The organism is Protofrankia sp. CiP1_Cm_nod4 (assembly GCF_982290645.1).
The window spans coordinates 1-19315 of record NZ_CEVIVC010000041.1; the positions used below are offsets into that span (position 1 = coordinate 1).

The window sequence follows — 19315 nt, forward strand, 5'->3', positions numbered from 1 at the left end:
CCCGGCCGGGACAGCCGAGCCCGCCAGGGCCGCCGGGAACGGCCTGGGCACGGGCCCGCCCCTGGTGCCACGGCCTCCCCGCCACGGCGCAGCGGACCGGATCCGCGCGTGTCCCCCACCGGATGCGGGCAGGGGGTTCGGGAAGATCGAGGGACACGGCCAGACTCCGGGGCACGTTGGGAACAACGACGACGACACCCCAGCGTATCGGGCCAGCCCGATCCCTCCGGATCGCATGGGTTCTCGGCCGTTTCGTCCAGGCCACAGCGCCAGCCCCGCCCGGCCAGGCCCGCCCGGCCGGCCGGGCCCGTCCTGACAGGCGCTACCGGGCGAGGGCGGCCCGGATGCGCTCGGCGGCGTCGTCGAGCGCATCCGGGTCAGGGCTGTGATCGGCCGCCTCGAACGAGATGTCGGCCTCGGAGTCGATCGGGATGAGGTGCACGTGCACGTGTGGCACCTCCAGCCCGGCCAGCAGCGCGGCCACCTTGCGGGGGCGGAAGGCGGTGTCGATGGCCCGCCCGACCAGGGCCGCGGTGCCCCACAGCTCCCGCAGGACGTCGGGCGGCAGGTCGATCCAGTGGTCGACCTCCAGTCGTGGCACCACCAGGGTGTGCCCCGGCCGGATCGGGGCGATGGTCAGGAACGCCGCGCTGTGGTCGTCCTCGTGGACGATCCGTCCGGGCAGCTCCCTCTTGATGATCCGGGTGAAGATGCTGGCCATGCCCGGACAGTACATGTCGGACGGTGGCTGTATCTGGACGGTATCCGTATCCGGACGGCGTCATCTGGACGGCGTCTGCATCCGGACCGTAGCCGGGTGAGGCCCGACAGTGACCGTACCGCTCCGCCCCACCCGCGCTGGCGGCGGCGGGGACGCCGGCGCGGACGGGCCGGCGGGCCCATGGGTGACGCACCGGCGCAGACCGGTCAGCCATACGGAATCATGCGCCTGTGGCCTGGTTTGAAACGAATGGCATCCGCATGGCCCAGGTAAGCCTGGACTGCGTCGACGTGGAGCTGATGGTCAGGTTCTGGTCGTCGGCGCTCGGCTACGAGGTCGCGCGTCATGATGGCGGCTCGGCCGTCCTGCGCCACCCGGCCGGCGCCGGCCCCAAGCTGCGCTTACGGCGCGTGTCCGGATCGGTGCCGAGCCCGGGCCGGCTGCACCTGGACCTGTACGCGGTGGACGCCGCGCGCGTCGTCGGCTGGCTGTCGTCGCTGGGCGCCCGCGAGGTCGGGCACTACACCGACGGCGCCGACAGCGGCTTCATCCTCGCCGACCCGGAGGGCAACGAGTTCCGGGTCACCACGGCGGGTCAGGACGGGTTCGCCCGGCCGTTCGCGTAACGGGCCGGCGACACCTGGCGACCAGCCGGTGACCGGCGGGCGGGGCGGGAGCCGGTCCGGGAACGAGGCGGGAACGGGACGGGAAAACTGTCGTGAGCGGGGACTAGCGTACCCGTACATGCGCCGGTTCCCCTCCGTGCCGGGCGGCGGCCACCCGGACACGCCGCCCACCTCGCCTGCCGGGCCCCAGCCCCCGCTCCACCAGGGCGTTCCGGCGGGCCGCCAGTTAAACGATCATGTCCGTCCCGTGCTGCCGGCACCCCAGCTGCCCGAGCCGCCGGCGGAGCTCGGCCGTCCCCTGCGGGAGGTCACCTTCGTCGTGGTGGACCTGGAGACCACCGGCAGCCAGGCGGCCGACAGTGAGATCACCGAGATCGGCGCGGTGAAGATCCGCGGCGGGGATGTCCTCGGGGAGCTGGCGACGCTGGTGCGGCCGGCCGCGCCGATCCCGCCGTTCATCTCGGTCCTCACCGGGATCACCGACGCGATGGTCGCCACCGCGCCGCGCATCGACGCCGTCCTGCCGGCCTTCCTGGAGTTCGCCCACGGCGGCGTGCTGGTCGCGCACAACGCGCCCTTCGACCTCGGCTTCCTGCGGGAGGCGTGCGTACGCTGCGGCCAGCCCGTCCCCGCCTGGGAACATCTGGACACGCTCCGTATCGCCAGGCAGGTGCTGGGCCGGGACGAGACCCCGGACCACAAGCTCGCCTCGCTGGCCCGGCTCTTCCCCGCGGACGCCGGGCCCTGCCACCGGGCGCTGGCGGACGCGCGGGCGACCGTCGCCGTGCTGCACGGGCTGTTCGAGCGTCTGGCCGGCTTCGGCGTGACCACGCTGGAGGAGGTGCACGGGTTCTCCCGCAAGGTCTCCCCCGCCCGGCGGCGCAAGCGGCACCTGGCGGACGACCTGCCGACCGGCCCGGGGGTGTACATCTTCCGGGACAGCGCCGACCGGCCGCTCTACGTCGGGACGTCCCGGTCGGTGCGGGCCCGCGTCCGGTCGTACTTCACCGCCGGTGAGCCGCGGCAGCGGATGGCCGCGATGGTCGCCTCGGCCGAACGGGTGGACGCGGTCACGTGCGCGCACGCGCTGGAGGCGCAGGTCCGGGAGGTCCGGCTGATCGCCGAGCACAAGCCCCCGTACAACCGGCGCTCCCGCAATCCGGAACGGGCGGTCTACCTGAAGATCACCGACGAGCCGTACCCGCGGCTGTCCCGGGTGCGCGCGGCCCGGGACGACGCCACCTACCTCGGCCCCTTCCCCAGCATGGCCGCGGCGGACCTCGCCGCGGCCGCGATCCACGAGGCGATCCCGCTGCGCCAGTGCGCCACCCGGCTGTCCCCGCGCCGGCCCACCGCCGCGTGCGCGCTGGCGGAGCTGGACCGCTGCGGGGCGCCCTGCGACGGCCGGGAGAGCCCGCAGCAGTATGCGCGGCACGTGGCGGCGGCCGTGACGGCCATCACCACCGACCCCCAGGTGGTCGTGGACGCCGCGCGGGCCCGCATCGCCGTCCTCGCCGCCGAGCGACGCTACGAGGACGCGGCCGTCGTCCGCGACCGGCTGCTGGCCTTCCTGCGCGCCGCGCGGCGGCTCCAGCACCTGTCGGCGCTGACCGGCGTGGCCGAGATGACCGCCGCCGCGCCCGGCGAGGAGGGCGGGTGGGACATCGCGGTGATCCGCCACGGCCGGCTCGCTGGGGCGGCCAGCGCACCGGCACGCACCGATCCGTGGCCCTGGGTGACGGCGGCCCGGGCCAGCGCCGAGACCGTGCGGCCGGGGCCGGGCCCCACGCCCTGCGCGAGCGCCGAGGAGACCGAGCTGATCCAGCGCTGGCTGACCGGCCCGGGCGTGCGCCTGGTCGGCCTCGACGGCCAGTGGGCCTCCCCGGTGACCGCGGCGGCCAGGCAGATCGCCCTGCTGGGCGGCTGACCGCCACCCGGCCAGCGCCGCAGGCCCACTGGCGCGGCCAGGCGGCCAGGATGCCCGGGGCGGCCGGGCGCCCCGATAGCCGGGCATCCGGCCACCCCTGCGACCCGGCCACCCCTGCCACCCCGGCCGCGCCGGAAACCCCGGCCGCGCCGGCCGTACCGGAAGCCGCTACCGCGCGAGCCGGCCGAGCAGTGCGCTCGCCGCCAGGATCGTCACGCCGGCGGAGCCGATCAGGACGGCGAAGTCGAGCGGCAGGTGGGCATGCGCGCCGATCAGCAGGCCACGCAGCGCGTCGACCAGGTAGCTCAGCGGGTTGAGGTAGCTGACCACACGCACCCAGGACGGCATGATGTCGACCGGGTAGAGGGCGTTGCTGGCGAAGAACATCGGCATCATGATCGCCTGACCGATACCCATCAGCCGGTCCCGGGAGAGCACCAGCCCCGCGATCACGATGGACAGGCAGGCGAAGAACGCCGCGCCGATCACCACCGCCACCGCGGCGCCCAGCAGCTTCAGCGGGTTGGCGGTCAGCCCGACGCCGAGCACCGCCGCGAGCAGCACGACGACGAACACCTGGATCAGCGCGCGCACCCCGGCTGCGAAGGCCTTGCCCGTGACCAGCGCGGTGCGTGGCGTGGGCGTGACCATGAGCTTGGCCAGCACGCCCGCGTCCCGGTCCCAGATGATCTGGATACCGTAGAAGATCGAGATGAACAGCGCGGACTGGGCGAGGATCCCCGGTGCCAGGTAGTCCAGATACGGAACGGACCCGGTCGGGATGGCGTGGATGCGGTTGAACGTCACGCCGAAGACCAGCAGCCACAGCGCGGGCTGGACGGCCCTGGTGTAGAGCTCCACCCGGTCGTGGCGCAGCTTCTGCAGCTCCACCAGGGACAGCGTGGCCAGCCGGCGCAGCAGCAGCCGGGCCGCGCCCAGCCTGCTGGCGTCGAAGTCGTCGTCGATGAGGCCGCCGGGCCAGGCCCTGCCGGCCGCGCTCCCGGTGCTCCGGGAATCCCGCTCCCCGGGAGGGCTAGCCAACCCGGCTGGCGGCACGGCGGGTGTGCTGGACGCCACGGAAATCACCTGCCTCGTTGCCGTTGCCGTTGCCGGCGAGCGCGCCGCCGGTGTGGTGCCGGAAGACGTCCTCCAGGCTGGCCCGCGGGCCCAGCGCGGCCTTCAGCTCGCCGGGCACACCGGTGGCCCGTACCCGGCCGGCGTGCATCAGCGCGACCCGGTCGCAGAGGACGTCGGCCTCCTCCATGTAGTGGGTGGTCAGCAGCACCGCCATGCCGTACTCCTCGCGCAGGCGCAGGACGTGCTCCCAGACGCTGTCGCGGGCGATCGGGTCGAGGCCGACGGTCGGCTCGTCGAGGATGAGCAGCCGTGGCGCGTTGACCAGGGCCTGGGCCAGTTCCAGGCGGCGGACCATCCCGCCCGAGTAGGTGCGCGCCAGCCGGTCGGCGACGTCGGTCAGGCCCATGGCCGCCAGCGCCTGGTCGACCCTGGCCCGGCGGTGCCGGCGCGGGACGTCGAACAGGCCGGCGAACAGCGCGACGTTCTCGCGTCCGGTCAGCCCGCTGTCCGCGGAGAGCATCTGCGGGACGTAGCCGATCAGCCGCCGGGCCCGGATCGGCTGGCGGGCCGCGTCCACCCCGAAGACGGCAGCCGAGCCGGCCGCCGGCCGCAGCAGCGTCACGATGACGCGGATCGCCGTGGTCTTGCCGGCGCCGTTCGGCCCGAGCAGGCCGACGATCTCCCCGGGGGCGAGGGTGAGGTCGAGGGAGTCGACCGCGGTCTTCGCACCGAAGCGGTAGGTCAGCCCCCGGACGTCCAGCGCCGGCGGGTCGTCCCGGGCCGGCGCGGACGCGGCCGGGGACACGGAGTGATCGATGGACATCCGGCCTCCATATCTTTTTCTTTCTACAACTAACTATCCACCTCCACGGCTGCCGCGTCACCTGCCCCGGGCCGGCCACCCGCACGCCGGCCCGCCTTCCTCCGCCCAGCGGCGGCCGGCCAGCCGGCCAGCCGGCCGGCCAAACCATCGGACATCCGCCCGAACAGCCCGTAAACGGCCTGGAGCCTCCCACCTCCGGATGACGGAAGCGGAAGGCCCCAGGTAGGCCGTGCGGCGGGAAGAACCGGGAAGAGCTCAGCCGGTCAGTGCCCGCCCTCGGGACGCTGCGGGGAGCCGGTCGGCTCCGGCTGGCGTTCCTCGTCCTCGACGAAGAAGCCGCTGACAGCCCGTCCCGCACGGCGCACGAGGTCGCCCTTGCCGTGCCCCTCCCCCGCGGGCGGCAGGGCCACCCGGTCGGTCGGCACCCGGGGGTGGTCGGGCACCGGCGGCAGCTTCGGCCGGTGCTCCTCGATGAACTCCCCGTTGGGCAGCTGCTGGATGATCCCGGTCTCGATGCCGTGCGCGGCGATCTCGCGGTCACGCTCCTGCAGGTGGATGCACAGCTTCCTGGTGAGGTAGAAGGCGATCGGCGGCAGGACGATGGCGCCGACACGTCCCGCCCAGGTCATCGCGTTCAGCGAGATGTCGAACGTCTTGGCGATGACGTCGTTGCCACCCGAGATCCACAGCACCAGGTAGAACGCGATGGCGAAGACGCCGAGGGCGGTGCGGGTGGGCGCCTCGCGCGGGCGCTGCAGCAGGTTGTGCGACTCCTTGTCACCGGTGACCTTCGCCTCGATGAACGGGTACACGGCGAGCAGGGTGAACAGGATGCCGGGCAGGATCAGCGTCGGCCAGAACACCGCCGGGACGGTGTGCCCGAGCCCACGGAACTCCCACGGCGGGAACAGCCGGGTCGATCCGTCCAGGAAGCCGATGTACCAGTCCGGCTGGGAGGCGGAGCTGACGTTCGCCGGGTCGTACGGCCCGAAGGCCCAGATCGGGTTGATCTGGGCAAGGCCCCCGAGCAGGGCGAGCATCGCGAACACCAGCATGAAGAAGCCGCTGGACTTCGCCGCGAAGACCGGGAAGACCCGGTGCCCGACGACGTTGTGCTCGGTCTTGCCCGGCCCGGGGAAGTCGGTGTGCTTCTGGTGCCAGAGGATGCCCAGATGGGCGCCGATCAGCGCCAGCAGGATGCCCGGCACCAGCAGGATGTGGACGACGTACAGCCGGGGGATGAAGTTCTCGCCCGGCCACTCACCGTTGAAGACGAGGAAGGACGCCCAGGTGCCGACGACCGGGATCGACTGCGCGATGGACGCGGCGATCCGCAGCCCGGTGCCGGAGAGCAGGTCGTCCGGCAGCGAGTAGCCGGCGAAGCCCTCCAGGATGCCCAGCACGAACAGGCCGACGCCGATCAGCCAGTTGACCTCGCGGGGCTTGCGGAAGGCGCCGGTGAAGAACACCCGCATCAGGTGCACCAGGATGGACGCGACGAACAGCAGCGCGGCCCAGTGGTGGATCTGGCGGAAGACCAGGCCCGCGCGGGTGTCGAAACTGATCTCCAGGGTCGACGCGTAGGCGCGGCTCATCTCGACGCCCTTGAGCGGCACGTACGAGCCGTCGTAGACGACCTCGGTGTTGCTCGGGTCGAAGAACAGCGTCAGGTAGATGCCGGTCAGCACCAGGATGACGAAGCTGTAGAGGGCGATCTCCCCGATCATGAAGGACCAGTGGCCGGGGAACACCTTGTTCAGGTTGCGCCGCAGCGCCTCCTGCGTGCCGAACCGTTCGTCGGCCGCCCGGTTGAGCGCGCGGACGGGGCCCGGCCTCTTGACCAGGGGCGGTGGTGGGACGGTGGTCATGAGCGCTCCCAGAAGGCGGGACCGACGGGCTCGGTGTAGTCGCCGTCTCGTGCGATGAAATATCCGTCCGCGTCAACGCCGATCGCCAGCTGCGGCAGGGACCGGCTGGCCGGCCCGAAGATCGCTCGACATCCGTCCAGCACATCGAACACGGACTGGTGGCAGGGGCAGAGCAGGTGGTGGGTCTGCGCCTCGTAGAGGCTGACCGGGCAGCCCGCGTGGGTGCAGATCTTGGAGTAGGCGACGTGGCCGTCGTAGGCCCAGTTCTCCCGGCCCGGCCGCGGCCGATTCTCGTCCGGGCCGAGCCTGATCAGGACGGTGGCGCTGTCGGCCTTCTGGTGCAGGGTGAGCTGGGGCTCGTAGCGGACCCTGCCGTCCGGCTCGGTGACCGGGACCGCCGGGAACACCGTCTCGATGCCGCCGATGGAGATGTCACCGAGCCTGACCGGGGTGCCCTCGCCGGTGACCAGCCGGGCGCCCTTCACCCAGTGGGTGTGGTTGAGCTGCTTGCCCGGCTTGCGGTTGGTCAGGTTCAGCAGCGGTACCACCAGCAGGGCGCCGAGCACCGTGCCCGCGCCGAGCAGGGTCCGGCGGATCAGCGGCCGGCGGGCCAGCCCGGTGTCGGCGTAGCCGAGGGCGACCGTCTCCTCGGTGGCGGCGATCTCCTCGTCCGCGGACCTGAAGGGATGCCGCTCCTGGACGGCCTCCTCGTGCGGCATGAGCCGCTTGGCCCAGATGATGACCCCGAACCCGATGCCGCCCACGGCCAGGGCGAGCGCGGCGCCCAGGGCCGGGGTGTAGTACTCCTTGTGCTTGTCACCGACGAAGTTAGTGACGACGAACCCGACCGTCCCGATGATCGAGACCACGAACCAGAACGCGGCCAGCCGCTCGGCCCGGCGTTCGGCCCGGCGGTCGACCGCCTCGGCGTGGGGATCGCGTACGCTCACGCCCCGCTCGGGCGGCTCGGCCAGCAGGACCGTCGACCCCGCGCGGGTCGAGTCGGTCTGGTGCGGCGGGGTGCCGAGACGCTCGGGACCGTCGTCACGGCCCTGCCGCAGCTCGGGCCCGCCAGCGCCGGCGCCGGCGCCGGACCCGGACGCGGGCTCCCCCGACGGCTTCACCGGGTGCTTGGCCCGGTCGAAGATGCTGCCGCCGTCGCCGGACGGGCCCGGGCCGGCGTTGTCGTCGTCCTGCTTGCTCATACCTTCTGCCTCGCTCCGATCCACAGGCACACCGCGAGCAGGCCGCCGATCCCGACCAGCCAGGCCAGCAGCCCTTCGGGGACCGGGCCGTACTTGCCGAGGTCGTGGCCACCGGCGCCCGAGGCCTCGCTGACGTGCCGGACGTACTTGGCGATCGCGACCGCGTCGGCCTCGTCGATCTGCCCCGGGCCGAACAGGGGCATCGACTCCGGACCGGTCCGCATCGCCTCGATGATCTGGGTCGGGGTGGCGTGGCTGAGGTCCGGCGCGTACTTGCCGTAGGTCAGCGGCGCGCCCGCGCCCGCCGCCTGGTGGCACTGGGCGCAGTTCGCCCGGTACAGCTCCCCGCCGTGGGCCAGGTCGGCGTCGTCCCACTCGGCCTCGTCGATGACCGGCTTCTTCGGGCCGCCGCCGAGGCTGTCGATGTAGGCGGCCAGCTGGTCGATCTGCGTCTGGCTGTAGATCGGGTCCTTGCGCTTGGCCTGCGCGCCCGGCGCGGCCAGCGGCATCCGCCCGGTGCTGACCTGGAAGTCGACCGCGGCCGACCCGACGCCGATCAGGCTCGGGGCCTGGTTGCCGCCCTGGCCCTGCAGGCCGTGGCAGCTTGAGCAGCCCTGGAGGTAGAGGGCGCGGCCCGCCCGGACGGCCTCGTTGGTCGCCGCGGTGTCCTCGGCCGTCCCGCGCGGAGCGAACGCCGTCCACAGCACGCCGGTGGCCGCGAGCGCCACCAGCAGGACCACGGCCGAGGAACGCCGACGCCGGCGTACGGATGCGCGGGCAGCGCCCGTAGATGCAGTCATGTCGCTCACTGGAGGAGGTAGATGGTCGCGTACAGGCCGATCCAGACGACGTCGACGAAGTGCCAGTAGTACGACGTCACGATCGCGGACGTCGCCTTCTCGGGCGTGAACCTGCCGTAGGTCGACCGGGCGAGCACGATCACGAAGGCGACGAGCCCGCCGATGACATGCAGGCCGTGGAAGCCGGTCGTGAGGTAGTACACGGACCCGTAGGCATGGGACGAGATCGAGAACTCGTTCTCGCGGAAGTACTCCCACGCCTGGCCGCCGACGAACACCAGGCCCATGAGCAGGGTGATGACGTACCAGCGGCGCAGCCCGTAGACGTCACCGCGCTCGGCCGCGAACACGCCGAGCTGGCAGGTCAGGCTGGAGAGCACCAGGATCGTCGTGAAGAAGAGCGCGAAGCCGACGTGCAGGTGGACCGGGCCGTACTCGGACCCCGCGGGAACGCCGGTGACCGGCGGCCAGTTGTCGCTGTCGACCGACCGGATCGTGTAGTACATCGCGAACAGGGCCGCGAAGAACATCAGCTCCGATGACAGCCACACGATCGTCCCCACGGAAACCATCGAGGGACGGTTGGCCGTGGGGTGCGGCGGCGGAGCTTTCTCAAGGACGGAGGCGGAGGCCACGTCGGTCATTCTGGCACGCGATCCGCCAGGCGCCACCGTAGGTTCGACATTCGGTAGGACTACGAGCTGTCGAGGGTTCGGCCGAACCCCCGTCCAGCCCCGATCGGAGTGAGGTGAAAGGGCCTGTGACCAGTCCCGGTGCCCTTGCCGCGGCAGGCGCGGGAAGCCTGCTCGCATCGTCCGGGCAGGGAGAACTTCCACCGCCACCGACCGTCGGACGGATGCTGCTGCACCTCTCGCCGGAACCCGGCCCGCTGCTGCTGGTCGCCCTCATGGGCGGGCTGTACCTGTTCGGCGTGAGCAGACTCACAGATCGCGGAGACGCCTGGAGCCGCTGGCGGACCGCCTCCTGGCTGGCCGGCCTGCTGGTGGTCGCCTATGCGCTCGTCGGCGGGATAGCCGCCTACGACACCGCCCTGTTCAGCGCACACGCCGTCCAGCACATGTTGCTCGGCACGGTCGCGCCCATCCCGCTCGCGCTGGGCGCCCCCGTGACACTGGCGCTGCGGGCCCTGCCGCTGCGCCCCCGCCGGCTGCTGGTGAGGCTGCTGCACAGCCGGGTGGCGCGGGTGGCCGCCTTCCCGCTGGTCGGCTTCGCCGTGTTCATCGTGAGCCTCTACGGGCTGTACTTCACCAGCCTGTACGAGGCGTCGCTGCGGCACCCGGTGCTCCACCTGTTCCTGCACGCGCACTTCCTGGCCGTCGGCTGCCTGTTCTACTGGCCGATCATCGGGCTCGACCCGATGCCGGGACGGCTGCCGTACTGGGGGCGGCTGCTCCTGCTGTTCGTGACCTTCCCGATGCACGCGCTGTGGGCGCTGGCGATGTTCACCACCGACGAGGTCTTCGCCGCGGACTGGTACACCGCGCTCGGCCGGACCTGGGGGTCCAGCCCGCTCAGCGACCAGCAGACCGGCGCCGGGCTGATGTGGGCCGCCGGCGAGATCGTCGGCGCTCTGGTGTTCATCGCGCTGTTCATCCAGTGGTCGCGGGCGGACGACCGGGAGGCCGCCCGCGAGGACCGCCGCCTGGACCGGCTGCTCGACGCCGCCACCGGCCCTGCCCGGCCCCGCCCGGACGCGCCCGGGCAGCCGCGGGATGCGGGGCGGGAACGGGATGCGGAAGAGGGGCCCGGGCCCGCGCCGCAGAGCGACCCCGAAGCCGAGCTGCTCGCCCGGGAGGCGGCCTACAACGCCTGGCTGGCCCGGCTCGCCGCGAGCGACACCGCCGCCCCGCGCCGGCCCGCGACCGTCCGTGACCAGACGCGGGGGACGGAACAGGGCTGACGAGGCCGCTGCCGGGTCCGGGCCGCGGCATCCGCCTCGCCGCCAGCCGTCCCGCCGCCAGCCGGCGGGGCGGCTAGCCGCGTAGCGAGAGGTCCGCGATCAGGGACGTCCTGGTCGCGCCGGTGACCGGTGTCGCCTCGTTGTACGCGGGGTGGTCAACCACCAGCTCGACCGGCACGGCCGGATCCCGGAAGGCGTCCCGGGTGGCGTCGTTGAGGAGGAACCGCAGCATGTGCACGGACACGGTCTGGCTCGGGACGTCCGGGTCCTCGTCGGGGCTGAGGACCTCCTCGGCCGGCGCCGGTACGCCGCCGATCTCCAGCCGGATGCTGCGCTGCACACCGGCCAGCCGCTCCAGCTCCGCGCGCACGGTGTCCAGGACGTCGAGCTCGATGAACAGGGTGGCGGTCAGCGTGTGGCTGGAGGGCAGCAGGCGGGAATAGATGTCGATCTCATGGGCGACCTCCGAGGGGTCGCGCAGCCGTTCGGTGTAGACCATCTCCTGCACCTGGTAGCGCAGGGTCTGCTCGTTCTCGAACTCGAACAGGAGCATGTCGCCGACCCGGATTCGGCGCTCCGCCCGCACGGGCAGGATGCGGGCGCGCAGGCTCGGCCGTTGGGCGGAGTAGGCCTCGGGGTCGGTGATGATGTCGGCAACACTGAGCGCCATCGTTGGGACTCCCTGACGATCATCGAAGGCATGGGCGGCGCGCCGGATCCTACGCCGGCATCCGCCAGATCGTGAAGCGGCCGGGAGGCCGTCCGCCGGGCGCACGCCGGCAACGTGGACCGGCGACATCACGTGCCGACAACGTGGACCGGCCGGGGCGGACGCGACTCGTGCGTCCACCCCGGCCGGATACCCTCTCGGCGGCAGGCGGCCCCGCCCCGGTGACGGCCCGAAGCGGTGCGGCCCGCCGGAGCTATTCCGCCGCGACTGTCTCCAGCGAGTCCAGGGCCTTCTGGAACCGGCCGGCGTGGGTCTTCTCGGCCCGCGCGAGAGTGGCGAACCAGTCGGCGATCTCCTCGAAGCCCTCCTCGCGGGCGGTCTTGGCAAAGCCCGGGTACATCGCGGTGAACTCGTAGGTCTCCCCCGCCACGGCGCTGGCGAGGTTCTTGGCGGTGTCGCCGATCGGGCTCCCCGTCGCCGGGTCGCCGACCTTGGCGAGGAAGTCCAGGTGGCCGAAGGCGTGGCCGGTCTCGCCCTCGGCGGTGTCGCGGAAGAGCGAGCTGACGTCGGTCAGGCCCTCGATGTCAGCCACCCGGGCGAAGTAGAGGTAGCGGCGGTTCGCCTGGCTCTCGCCGGCGAACGCCTCCTTGAGGTTGTCGTGCGTCTTCGTGCCGTCCAGCTTGGACATGGGTGCTCCTTCTTCGAGTACGGTCACCTCTGGTAACGAGGCGAGTCCTTCGGGTGCGGCCGTCCGGGATGACGGCGACCGCTCGGATTGAGTGGCTCGTGGCGGCGCGGGAAACCCCGGGTGGGACACCGGCCGCGCGACAGCCGATGGTCTTCAGGGCTACCGGTGATCAGCCACCCGGTCGACAGGACGGACACAGGCCACGCAACTGCAGGTCGTAGCCTGTGATCGCGAAGCCGGTGCTGTGCGCGAGCTCGTTGACGATCATCTCTACCGGGCTTGGCAGATCGATGTCCACGGCTCGTCCGCAGCGGTCACAGACCAGATGGTCGTGACGGCTGGTGTTCCCGTCGTAGCGGGCTGCCGTACCGTTGCCGAGGCTGAGCTCACGGGCCTGCCCGGCCTGGACGAGCAGCCCCAGGGACCGATAGACGGTGGCAGCGCCGATACCTGGCGCGACTTCCCGGACGCGGTCGTAGACCTCGGCCGCCGTCGGGTGGCTGTGGACGGCCCGAAGCACCTCCAGCACCGCACGGCGCTGGGGGGTGAGGCGGAGATCCTGCTGGCCGTCCATGTCACGTCCGATGTTGTCACGCCCGATGTTGTCGGTACGCCCGCCCCCGCCCCGCCCGGCCATCCGCGATTGTCTTGTCACGTTTGGTCACAGCCGGTCGCGACGAGTTCTGTCATGATCGACAACTTTGAGAACGAGTCTCATTATCTACCAGAGAAGGCGGCTCCCGTAAACCCGCCACGCCCGCGCTGGCGGCGCGGGCGATGACACATCGGCATCCTCCCTGCGTGTCCCGCACAGCATCGGTGCCGCGGCCGTGGGCGTCACCCGTCGGCACGATCGGATACCCTGCGGGCGGGCTGCTGCCACAGGTGCGCATCGCACCATGGGCGCACACCCGCCATGGGCGCACACCGCCGCGGTCGCGGTGCGCGGCTCCTTGACGCTCCCCTCGGGCGCCATCCCGCCGACGGCCGCTTCGAGTGAAAGGCCTGCGGCCGCATGAGTACCGTTCTCGTGTACGCGGACAAGCCCGAGGTCCGGGAGCGGGTGAAGCTCGCCATCGGCCCGCTTCCCGACCGCGAGCTCGGCATCCTGGAGTTCCTGGACGCCGCGGACGGCCCGTCCGTGATCGACGCGGTCGACCACGGGGAGGCCGACATCTGCGTCCTGGACGCCGAGGCCGCCCCCAGCGGTGGCATGGGCCTGTCCCGGCAGCTCAAGAACGAGGTCCCCGACTGCCCGCCCACCGTCCTGCTGGTCGCCCGCCGTGACGACCGCTGGCTGGCGAGCTGGTCCCTGGCGGACGCGGTGGTCACCCACCCGGTCGACCCCGCCGAGCTCACCGAGGCCGTCGTCACACTGCTGCGCCGCCGGCACGCGCCGGCACCCCGCGCGCAGTCCTCCCCCGCCCACCACTGACGCGGCCCGCCCCGGCGGCCGCGCCCGGAACGGCCCGGGAGCGGCCGGGCCATCGGGAACAACCAGACGCCGGAAGCAACCGGATACGACCACAGCGGGGAAAGACAGGGATGACGGCCACGCCAACGGGCACGCAGCCAGCAGGCACGCAGCCAACGGGCACGAACAGCGACGAGCCGGCCAGCCCCACACCCGCTGGCCCGCCGAGCTGGGCCGAGCTTCTCACGGCGCTCCTGCGCGGGGAGGCACTGGGCGCCGAGGAGACCGGCTGGGCGATGCGGCAGATCATGTCCGGCGCGGCGTCACCCGCCCGGATCGCCGGCTTCGCGGTGGCGCTACGGGCCAAGGGTGAGACCGCCGAGGAGGTCCGCGGCCTGGTCGAGGCGATGCTCGAGCACGCCGCGCCGCTGGAGGTCTCCGACGACGTCCGGGAACGCGCGGTGGACACCTGCGGTACCGGCGGAGACCGGTCACATTCGGTGAACATATCGACCATGGCGGCGCTCCTGGTCGCCGGATCCGGCATCCCCGTGATCAAACACGGCAACCGGGCCGCGTCCTCGCTGTGCGGAACGGCCGACCTGCTGGAGGAGCTCGGCGTCGTCATCGACCTGCCGCCGGCCGCCGTCGGCACCTGCCTGGCCCGGGCCGGCGCGGCCTTCTGCTTCGCCCCGGTCTTCCATCCGGCCATGCGCCACGCGGCCGGGACGCGCAGCGAGCTCGGCGTGCCCACCTTCTTCAACATCCTCGGGCCGCTGACCAACCCGGGCCGGCCCGCGTCCCAGGCCATCGGGGTCGCCGACCCGCGGCTGGCCCCGGTCGTCGCGGGCGTGCTCGCCGCGCGTGGCACCCGTGGCCTGGTGTTCCGGGGCGACGACGGGCTCGACGAGCTCACGCCGGCGACCACGTCGACGGTGTGGGTGGTCAGTGGCGGCACGGTCCGGCAGGAGATCTTCGACCCACGGACGGTGGGCATCCAGCCCGGCGACCCCGCGGAACTGCGGGGTGGTGACGCCGCCCACAACGCCGAGGTCGCCCGTGTCCTGCTGGCCGGGCGTCGCGGGCTGGTGCGCGACGCCGTCCTGCTGGCCGCCGCGGCGGCTCTGGTCGCCGCCACCGGGCCGACCGCCGCCCCGGTGGGCGAGCAGATCCAGCGTCAGCTCGGCCGGGCCGCGTGGTCGCTGGATTCCGGCGGGGCAGAAGCCGCGCTGGGACGCTGGGTCAGGACGAGCCAGGCGGCTGTCGCCGCCGCGTCCACCAGCGCCTGAGGCCAGCGCCCACAGGACAGGGCGGGCCGGCCCTGTCGCAGCTTCGTCGCCGTCCGCGCGTGGGCGCGACCGGCACCCGGGCCCTGTTCCCGGTGAGCCGCTGTCCGGCCCACCGGGAACCTGTCGATCAGTCCTCGGGGACGGGTGGGTGCCACAGGTTCTCGAACAGCAGGCCTGTGACGAAGAACAGCGTCAGCAGCCCGCCGATCAGAGCGAGCCAGACACCGAAGACGATGCCGAGGCCGACCAGGCTGGCACTGAGGGCGATGAAGACCGGGTAGTAGCTGCCCGGGGTGAAGTGCCCGAGCTCCCCGGCCCCGTCGGCGACCTCGGCGTCGGGCAGGTCCTGCGGGCGCGCCCCGATCCGGCGGGCGGTGAACAGCAGGTAGCCACCGACCAGCAGGCCGAGGCCGCCGCACAGCGCCAACGCGACGGTGCCGGTCGGATCCTGTGACGTGAACCAGTAGACCACGTCGACCACCGCGCAGAAAATCGTGAACACGAGGAAGACCACGCCTTCGATCTTCATGGCTACTGCTCCTCCCTTTCAGCTGCTTTCCCGCCGGCCCACGGGCCGGCTATCTGATTTCGGGTGTGGCGTGGTAGTCGACTCGGCCCGCCGCCTGCGGATAGTGCAGGTCGAAGGCCGGCCGTTCCGAGCGGATACGCGGCAGCGAGCGGAAGTTGTGGCGCGGCGGCGGGCAGGACGTCGCCCATTCCAGGGAGTTCCCGTAGCCCCACGGGTCGTCCACGACGGCCAGCTCGCCCTTCTTGTACGAACGCCAGACGTTGTAGATGAACGGCAGGGTCGAGGTGGCCAGCAGGAGCGCGCCGGCCGTGGAGATCGTGTTGTAGGTGGTGAAACCGTCGGTGGGCGCGTAGTCGGCGACCCGGCGCGGCATGCCCTTCACACCCAGCCAGTGCTGGATCAGGAAGGTGAGGTGGAAGCCGAAGAACAACGTCCAGAAATGGATCTTCCCGAGCTTCTCGTCGAGCAGCCGCCCGGTGACCTTGGGGAACCAGAAGTAGATCCCGGCGTACGCGGCGAAGACCACCGAGCCGAAGACGACGTAATGGAAGTGCGCGACCACGAAGTAGCTGTCGCTGACGTGGAAGTCGATCGGCGGGCTGGCCAGCAGCACACCGGTGAGACCGCCGAAGAGGAATGTCACGAGGAAGCCCAGCGCGAACAGCATCGGCGTCTCGAAGGTGATCTGCCCGCGCCACAGGGTGCCGATCCAGTTGAAGTACTTCATGCCGGTCGGCACCGCGATGAGGAAGGAGAGGAAGGCGAAGAACGGCAGCAGGACGGCGCCGGTGGCGAACATGTGGTGTGCCCACACCGCCACCGACAGCGCGCCGATACCGACCGTCGCGAAGACCAGGCCCTTGTACCCGAACAGCGGCTTGCGGGAGAAGACCGGCAGCACCTCGCTGATGATGCCGAAGAACGGCAGGGCGATGATGTAGACCTCGGGATGGCCGAAGAACCAGAACAGGTGCTGCCACAGGATCGCGCCGCCGTTGGCCGCGTCGAATATGTGCGCGCCCAGCCGGCGGTCCGCCTCAAGCCCGAGCAGCGCGCCGGTGAGGACCGGGAAGGCTACCAGCACCAGGATCGAGGTGATCAGGAAGTTCCAGCAGAAGATGGGCAGCCGGAACATCGTCATCCCAGGCGCCCGCAGGCAGAGGATCGTCGTGATCATGTTGACCGCGCCGAGGATGGTGCCCAGGCCCGACAGCGCCAGGCCGAGAATCCACAGGTCGGCACCGGCCCCCGGTGAATAGACCGAGTTGTTCAGCGGCGCGTAGGCGAACCAGCCGAAGTCCGCCGCGCCACCCGGGGTCAGGAATCCCGCGACGACGGTCAGGCTGCCGAAAAGGAAGAACCAGTAGGACAGCGCGTTCAGCCGGGGGAAGGCCACGTCCGGCGAGCCGATCTGCAGCGGTATCAGGAAGTTCGCGAACGCGAACGCCATAGGCGTGGCGAACATCAGCAGCATCAGCGTGCCGTGCATCGTGAACAGCTGGTTGAACTGCTCGTTCGACAGGACCTGCAGACCGGGCCGGGCGAGCTCGATCCGCATCAGCTCAGCCATGATCCCGGCGAACAGGAAGAAGGCGAAGGCGGTCACGCCGTACATCACGGCGATGTCCTTGTGGGACGTCGTCCGCAGGTAGCCGAGCAGGTTCGTCCGCGGCCTGGTGTGGAGATCCTCGACGTGGCCGGCCGGCGGCTCGTGCACCAGTGTCACTGTCGGCTCCCGGAGGTGTTCGGTACGGCGGATGTCTGCGCGGGCGCCCCGGCGGCGGTGACTGTGGCCGGGGTCACGTCCGAGACCGGGCGGGTCCGTTCGGCGATGAACCGGTCGTACTCGTCACCGGGGACCACCTTGACGGAGAAGTTCATCCGGTCGTGGTCGACCCCGCACAGTTCCGCGCAACGGCCCACAAAGGTGCCGGTCTTGGTGATCGTGAGCTGGAACTGGTTGATCCGGCCGGGGATCACGTCCCGCTTGAACAGGAAGTCGGGCACCCAGAAGGAGTGGATCACGTCCGTCGAGGTCTCGATGAAACGGATCGTCCGGCCCTGCGGGAGCACCAGGACGGCCGGCTCCCCGGGCTTGCCGGTGACCTCGATCGGGGCGGTGCCGTCGCGGCCGGTGTCGAGATAGCGGAACTGCCAGTTCCAACGGAAACCGATCACATTGATCGTGACGTCCGGGTCGGGTGGCAGCCGGTTGATCTCGATCTCGTCCCGGGCCGTGTAGTAGAACAGCCCGGCTACGATGACCAGGGGCACGACCGTGTAGAGGATCTCGACCGGCAGGTTGTAGCGGACCTGCCGCGGCAGGTCGTCCGACCGCTTCCGGAACACGGTGATCGCGTAGAAGATCAGGCCCCAGGTGAACACGCCCACGGCGAGCGCCGCGATCGAGGAGCCCTGCCACAGGTTCAGGATGCGCGGTGTCTGGTCCGTCACTCCGTCGGGGAAACCGAAGTTGGGAACATCACACCCGGTCGCGGTCATGACAAGCAGCGCGAGCCCGGCCATCAGGGCCAGGCGGCGGCGCCACGGACGGGCGCGGGCGGCGCGGTGATCAGAACCTCGCGCGCGGTTCGTGCTCCCCGCCCGGGCAGCGTCGGAGGCGGCCGCTTCCTCGACATCGGCGGGCAACGGCCGAGGTCGGCCGAAGGATCGGGTCACCAGGTCCTGCCTCCCACGAATGCGCCGGCCCAGGCGAACCAACCGGGCCTGGCGCAGGGCTCTTCGACAAGCTGTAGATGCTGCGGCAGGAGCGTATCCCAGCTACCCGTCCGGCATCACGCCAGAGCCTCAGGAGGTGACCCCTTCCGCCCCGAGGAAGGCCGCCCGGAGCGCCTCCCGCGCCGGCGAAGGCATCCCGGACAACCCGCCGGAGCACCTTTTCGCTCCGCCGCCGGCTTGCGGTGCGACAAACGGCCCGCCGCAGCCCGCGGCTACGGAGGCTTCCCGAATCCGTGGCCGGAGGACGCCTGTGCCTCCACCGCGAGGACGCCAGGAAGATCGGCGAAACGGGCCTTGGCGTCATGGCTGAGGACGATCCGTCCGGTCTCGGCCGCATGGGCCGCAATGATCAGATCGTGGGCGCCGCGACGCCGTCCGATCCGGCGCGCGGCCACGATGAGACGGGCGTGGTGAGCTGCCGTGCTCTGCGTGTAGTCCAGCACGTCCAGCACGGACGTCATGGCGGCCAGCGCCCGTGAACGCTGGGCGGCCCTGGCCGCGGTGTCGGCCAGTTCGATCCCCACCCGATACTCGGCGATCGACACGGCCGCGGCCGCGAGCTCGTCGTCGTCCAGGGCGGCGCGGTCGACCGTTCCCCGCTCGTAGGCGATGAGGATGCTGGTGTCGAGGATCAGGCGGCGGCCCACGGGTCGCCCTCGTCCACGGCCAGGTGACCGACCGCCTCCGCGATGTCCGCCTCGAAGGTGTCATCCGGTGGCGTGGTGCCGACAAGCACGGCTCGAAGGTCGGCTCCGGTCCGCCGACGCGCCGGCCTAATTTCCGCGATTGTACGGTTACCTCGCGTAATTGTGATGGTCTCGCCGGCCTCGATCGCGTCAAGCAGATCCGAGAACCCGCGGGACGCCTCGGTCGCCGTTACAGTGCGCATGACCACCAACATATCTGAAAATCAGATACAGGCACGTGGCTGCTGAGAGGAAACGTAACCACCCGCGGAAATGCAACTGGACCGTGGTTACATTTGAGCCCGACGGACGTGAGCCCACCGATCGCCGGG

The 19315-nt window shown here is 71.4% G+C and carries 20 protein-coding genes; 5 read left to right on the plus strand and 15 right to left on the minus strand.

Annotated features, from left to right (window positions below):
- Window positions 1-322 precede the first annotated feature (322 nt).
- Window positions 323-721, minus strand: a complete 399-nt coding sequence (locus AC5LSR_RS10240) for an HIT family protein (protein WP_250281686.1) — start codon at window positions 719-721, stop codon at window positions 323-325.
- Between the two features lie 260 nt (window positions 722-981).
- Here AC5LSR_RS10240 and AC5LSR_RS10245 point away from each other — a divergent pair, with 260 nt between their 5' ends.
- Together AC5LSR_RS10245 and AC5LSR_RS10250 are read left to right on the plus strand one after the other, a co-directional pair.
- Window positions 982-1347: a VOC family protein gene (locus AC5LSR_RS10245; RefSeq protein ID WP_250281688.1), complete on the plus strand. Its 366-nt coding sequence runs from the start codon at window positions 982-984 to the stop codon at window positions 1345-1347.
- Window positions 1348-1594: 247 nt separating this feature from the next.
- Window positions 1595-3274 (plus strand): DEDD exonuclease domain-containing protein, encoded by a 1680-nt coding sequence (locus tag AC5LSR_RS10250; protein ID WP_250281691.1) that lies wholly within the window; start codon window positions 1595-1597, stop codon window positions 3272-3274.
- A gap of 168 nt (window positions 3275-3442) precedes the next feature.
- On the opposite strand, the gene AC5LSR_RS10255 is transcribed toward AC5LSR_RS10250, so the two are convergent.
- The 6 genes from AC5LSR_RS10255 to ctaE all read right to left on the minus strand — a co-directional run bounded on the left by AC5LSR_RS10255 (window position 3443) and on the right by ctaE (window position 9691).
- Window positions 3443-4351 (minus strand): ABC transporter permease, encoded by a 909-nt coding sequence (locus AC5LSR_RS10255; RefSeq protein ID WP_250281693.1) that lies wholly within the window; start codon window positions 4349-4351, stop codon window positions 3443-3445.
- Window positions 4308-5174 (minus strand): ABC transporter ATP-binding protein, encoded by an 867-nt coding sequence (locus AC5LSR_RS10260; protein WP_250281695.1) that lies wholly within the window; start codon window positions 5172-5174, stop codon window positions 4308-4310. The genes AC5LSR_RS10255 and AC5LSR_RS10260 overlap by 44 nt, the downstream gene beginning before the upstream one ends.
- 263 nt (window positions 5175-5437) lie before the next feature.
- Window positions 5438-7042, minus strand: coding sequence for a cytochrome bc1 complex cytochrome b subunit (qcrB, locus tag AC5LSR_RS10265; RefSeq protein ID WP_250281698.1), 1605 nt, complete (start codon window positions 7040-7042; stop codon window positions 5438-5440).
- Complete coding sequence (gene qcrA / locus AC5LSR_RS10270) at window positions 7039-8247, minus strand: cytochrome bc1 complex Rieske iron-sulfur subunit (RefSeq protein WP_250281700.1); 1209 nt, start codon at window positions 8245-8247, stop codon at window positions 7039-7041. The genes qcrB and qcrA overlap by 4 nt, the downstream gene beginning before the upstream one ends.
- On the minus strand, window positions 8244-9047 hold the full coding sequence (gene qcrC / locus AC5LSR_RS10275) for a cytochrome bc1 complex diheme cytochrome c subunit (protein ID WP_250281702.1): 804 nt from the start codon (window positions 9045-9047) through the stop codon (window positions 8244-8246). The genes qcrA and qcrC overlap by 4 nt, the downstream gene beginning before the upstream one ends.
- 5 nt (window positions 9048-9052) lie before the next feature.
- Window positions 9053-9691: an aa3-type cytochrome oxidase subunit III gene (ctaE, locus tag AC5LSR_RS10280; RefSeq protein WP_445548468.1), complete on the minus strand. Its 639-nt coding sequence runs from the start codon at window positions 9689-9691 to the stop codon at window positions 9053-9055.
- Between the two features lie 116 nt (window positions 9692-9807).
- Here ctaE and AC5LSR_RS10285 point away from each other — a divergent pair, with 116 nt between their 5' ends.
- Window positions 9808-10968, plus strand: a complete 1161-nt coding sequence (locus AC5LSR_RS10285; protein ID WP_250292010.1) for a cytochrome c oxidase assembly protein — start codon at window positions 9808-9810, stop codon at window positions 10966-10968.
- Window positions 10969-11041: 73 nt separating this feature from the next.
- Here the strand turns inward: AC5LSR_RS10285 and AC5LSR_RS10290 are convergent, their stop codons facing one another.
- From AC5LSR_RS10290 to AC5LSR_RS10300, 3 genes are all read right to left on the minus strand, one after another.
- Window positions 11042-11638, minus strand: coding sequence for a DUF3501 family protein (locus tag AC5LSR_RS10290; RefSeq protein WP_250286181.1), 597 nt, complete (start codon window positions 11636-11638; stop codon window positions 11042-11044).
- A 253-nt stretch (window positions 11639-11891) separates the two neighbouring features.
- Window positions 11892-12326: a rubrerythrin family protein gene (locus AC5LSR_RS10295; RefSeq protein WP_250286179.1), complete on the minus strand. Its 435-nt coding sequence runs from the start codon at window positions 12324-12326 to the stop codon at window positions 11892-11894.
- Between the two features lie 169 nt (window positions 12327-12495).
- Window positions 12496-12900 carry a Fur family transcriptional regulator gene (locus AC5LSR_RS10300; RefSeq protein ID WP_250286184.1) on the minus strand — a complete coding sequence of 135 codons (405 nt, stop codon included), beginning with the start codon at window positions 12898-12900 and terminating at the stop codon, window positions 12496-12498.
- 441 nt (window positions 12901-13341) lie between these two features.
- Between AC5LSR_RS10300 and AC5LSR_RS10305 the strand changes: the two genes are divergently transcribed.
- Window positions 13342-13761 carry a response regulator transcription factor gene (locus AC5LSR_RS10305; RefSeq protein ID WP_250286177.1) on the plus strand — a complete coding sequence of 140 codons (420 nt, stop codon included), beginning with the start codon at window positions 13342-13344 and terminating at the stop codon, window positions 13759-13761.
- 110 nt (window positions 13762-13871) lie between these two features.
- On the plus strand, window positions 13872-15029 hold the full coding sequence (gene trpD / locus AC5LSR_RS10310; protein ID WP_250286174.1) for an anthranilate phosphoribosyltransferase: 1158 nt from the start codon (window positions 13872-13874) through the stop codon (window positions 15027-15029).
- A 127-nt stretch (window positions 15030-15156) separates the two neighbouring features.
- On the opposite strand, the gene AC5LSR_RS10315 is transcribed toward trpD, so the two are convergent.
- From AC5LSR_RS10315 to AC5LSR_RS10335, 5 genes are all read right to left on the minus strand, one after another.
- Window positions 15157-15558, minus strand: coding sequence for a cytochrome c oxidase subunit 4 (locus tag AC5LSR_RS10315; protein ID WP_250286172.1), 402 nt, complete (start codon window positions 15556-15558; stop codon window positions 15157-15159).
- Between the two features lie 49 nt (window positions 15559-15607).
- On the minus strand, window positions 15608-17284 hold the full coding sequence (gene ctaD / locus AC5LSR_RS10320) for an aa3-type cytochrome oxidase subunit I (protein ID WP_250286170.1): 1677 nt from the start codon (window positions 17282-17284) through the stop codon (window positions 15608-15610).
- Complete coding sequence (gene ctaC, locus AC5LSR_RS10325; RefSeq protein ID WP_250286168.1) at window positions 17281-18237, minus strand: aa3-type cytochrome oxidase subunit II; 957 nt, start codon at window positions 18235-18237, stop codon at window positions 17281-17283. The genes ctaD and ctaC overlap by 4 nt, the downstream gene beginning before the upstream one ends.
- Window positions 18238-18509: 272 nt before the next feature.
- A complete protein-coding gene (locus AC5LSR_RS10330) occupies window positions 18510-18944 on the minus strand; it encodes a type II toxin-antitoxin system VapC family toxin (protein WP_250286166.1) in 435 nt (144 codons plus the stop codon).
- The gene (locus AC5LSR_RS10335; RefSeq protein WP_250286164.1) at window positions 18929-19186 is read right to left on the minus strand and encodes a type II toxin-antitoxin system Phd/YefM family antitoxin; all 258 of its coding nucleotides are present in this window, start codon (window positions 19184-19186) and stop codon (window positions 18929-18931) included. Before AC5LSR_RS10335 ends, AC5LSR_RS10330 begins: the two co-directional genes overlap by 16 nt.
- Between the last annotated feature and the right edge of the window lie 129 nt (window positions 19187-19315).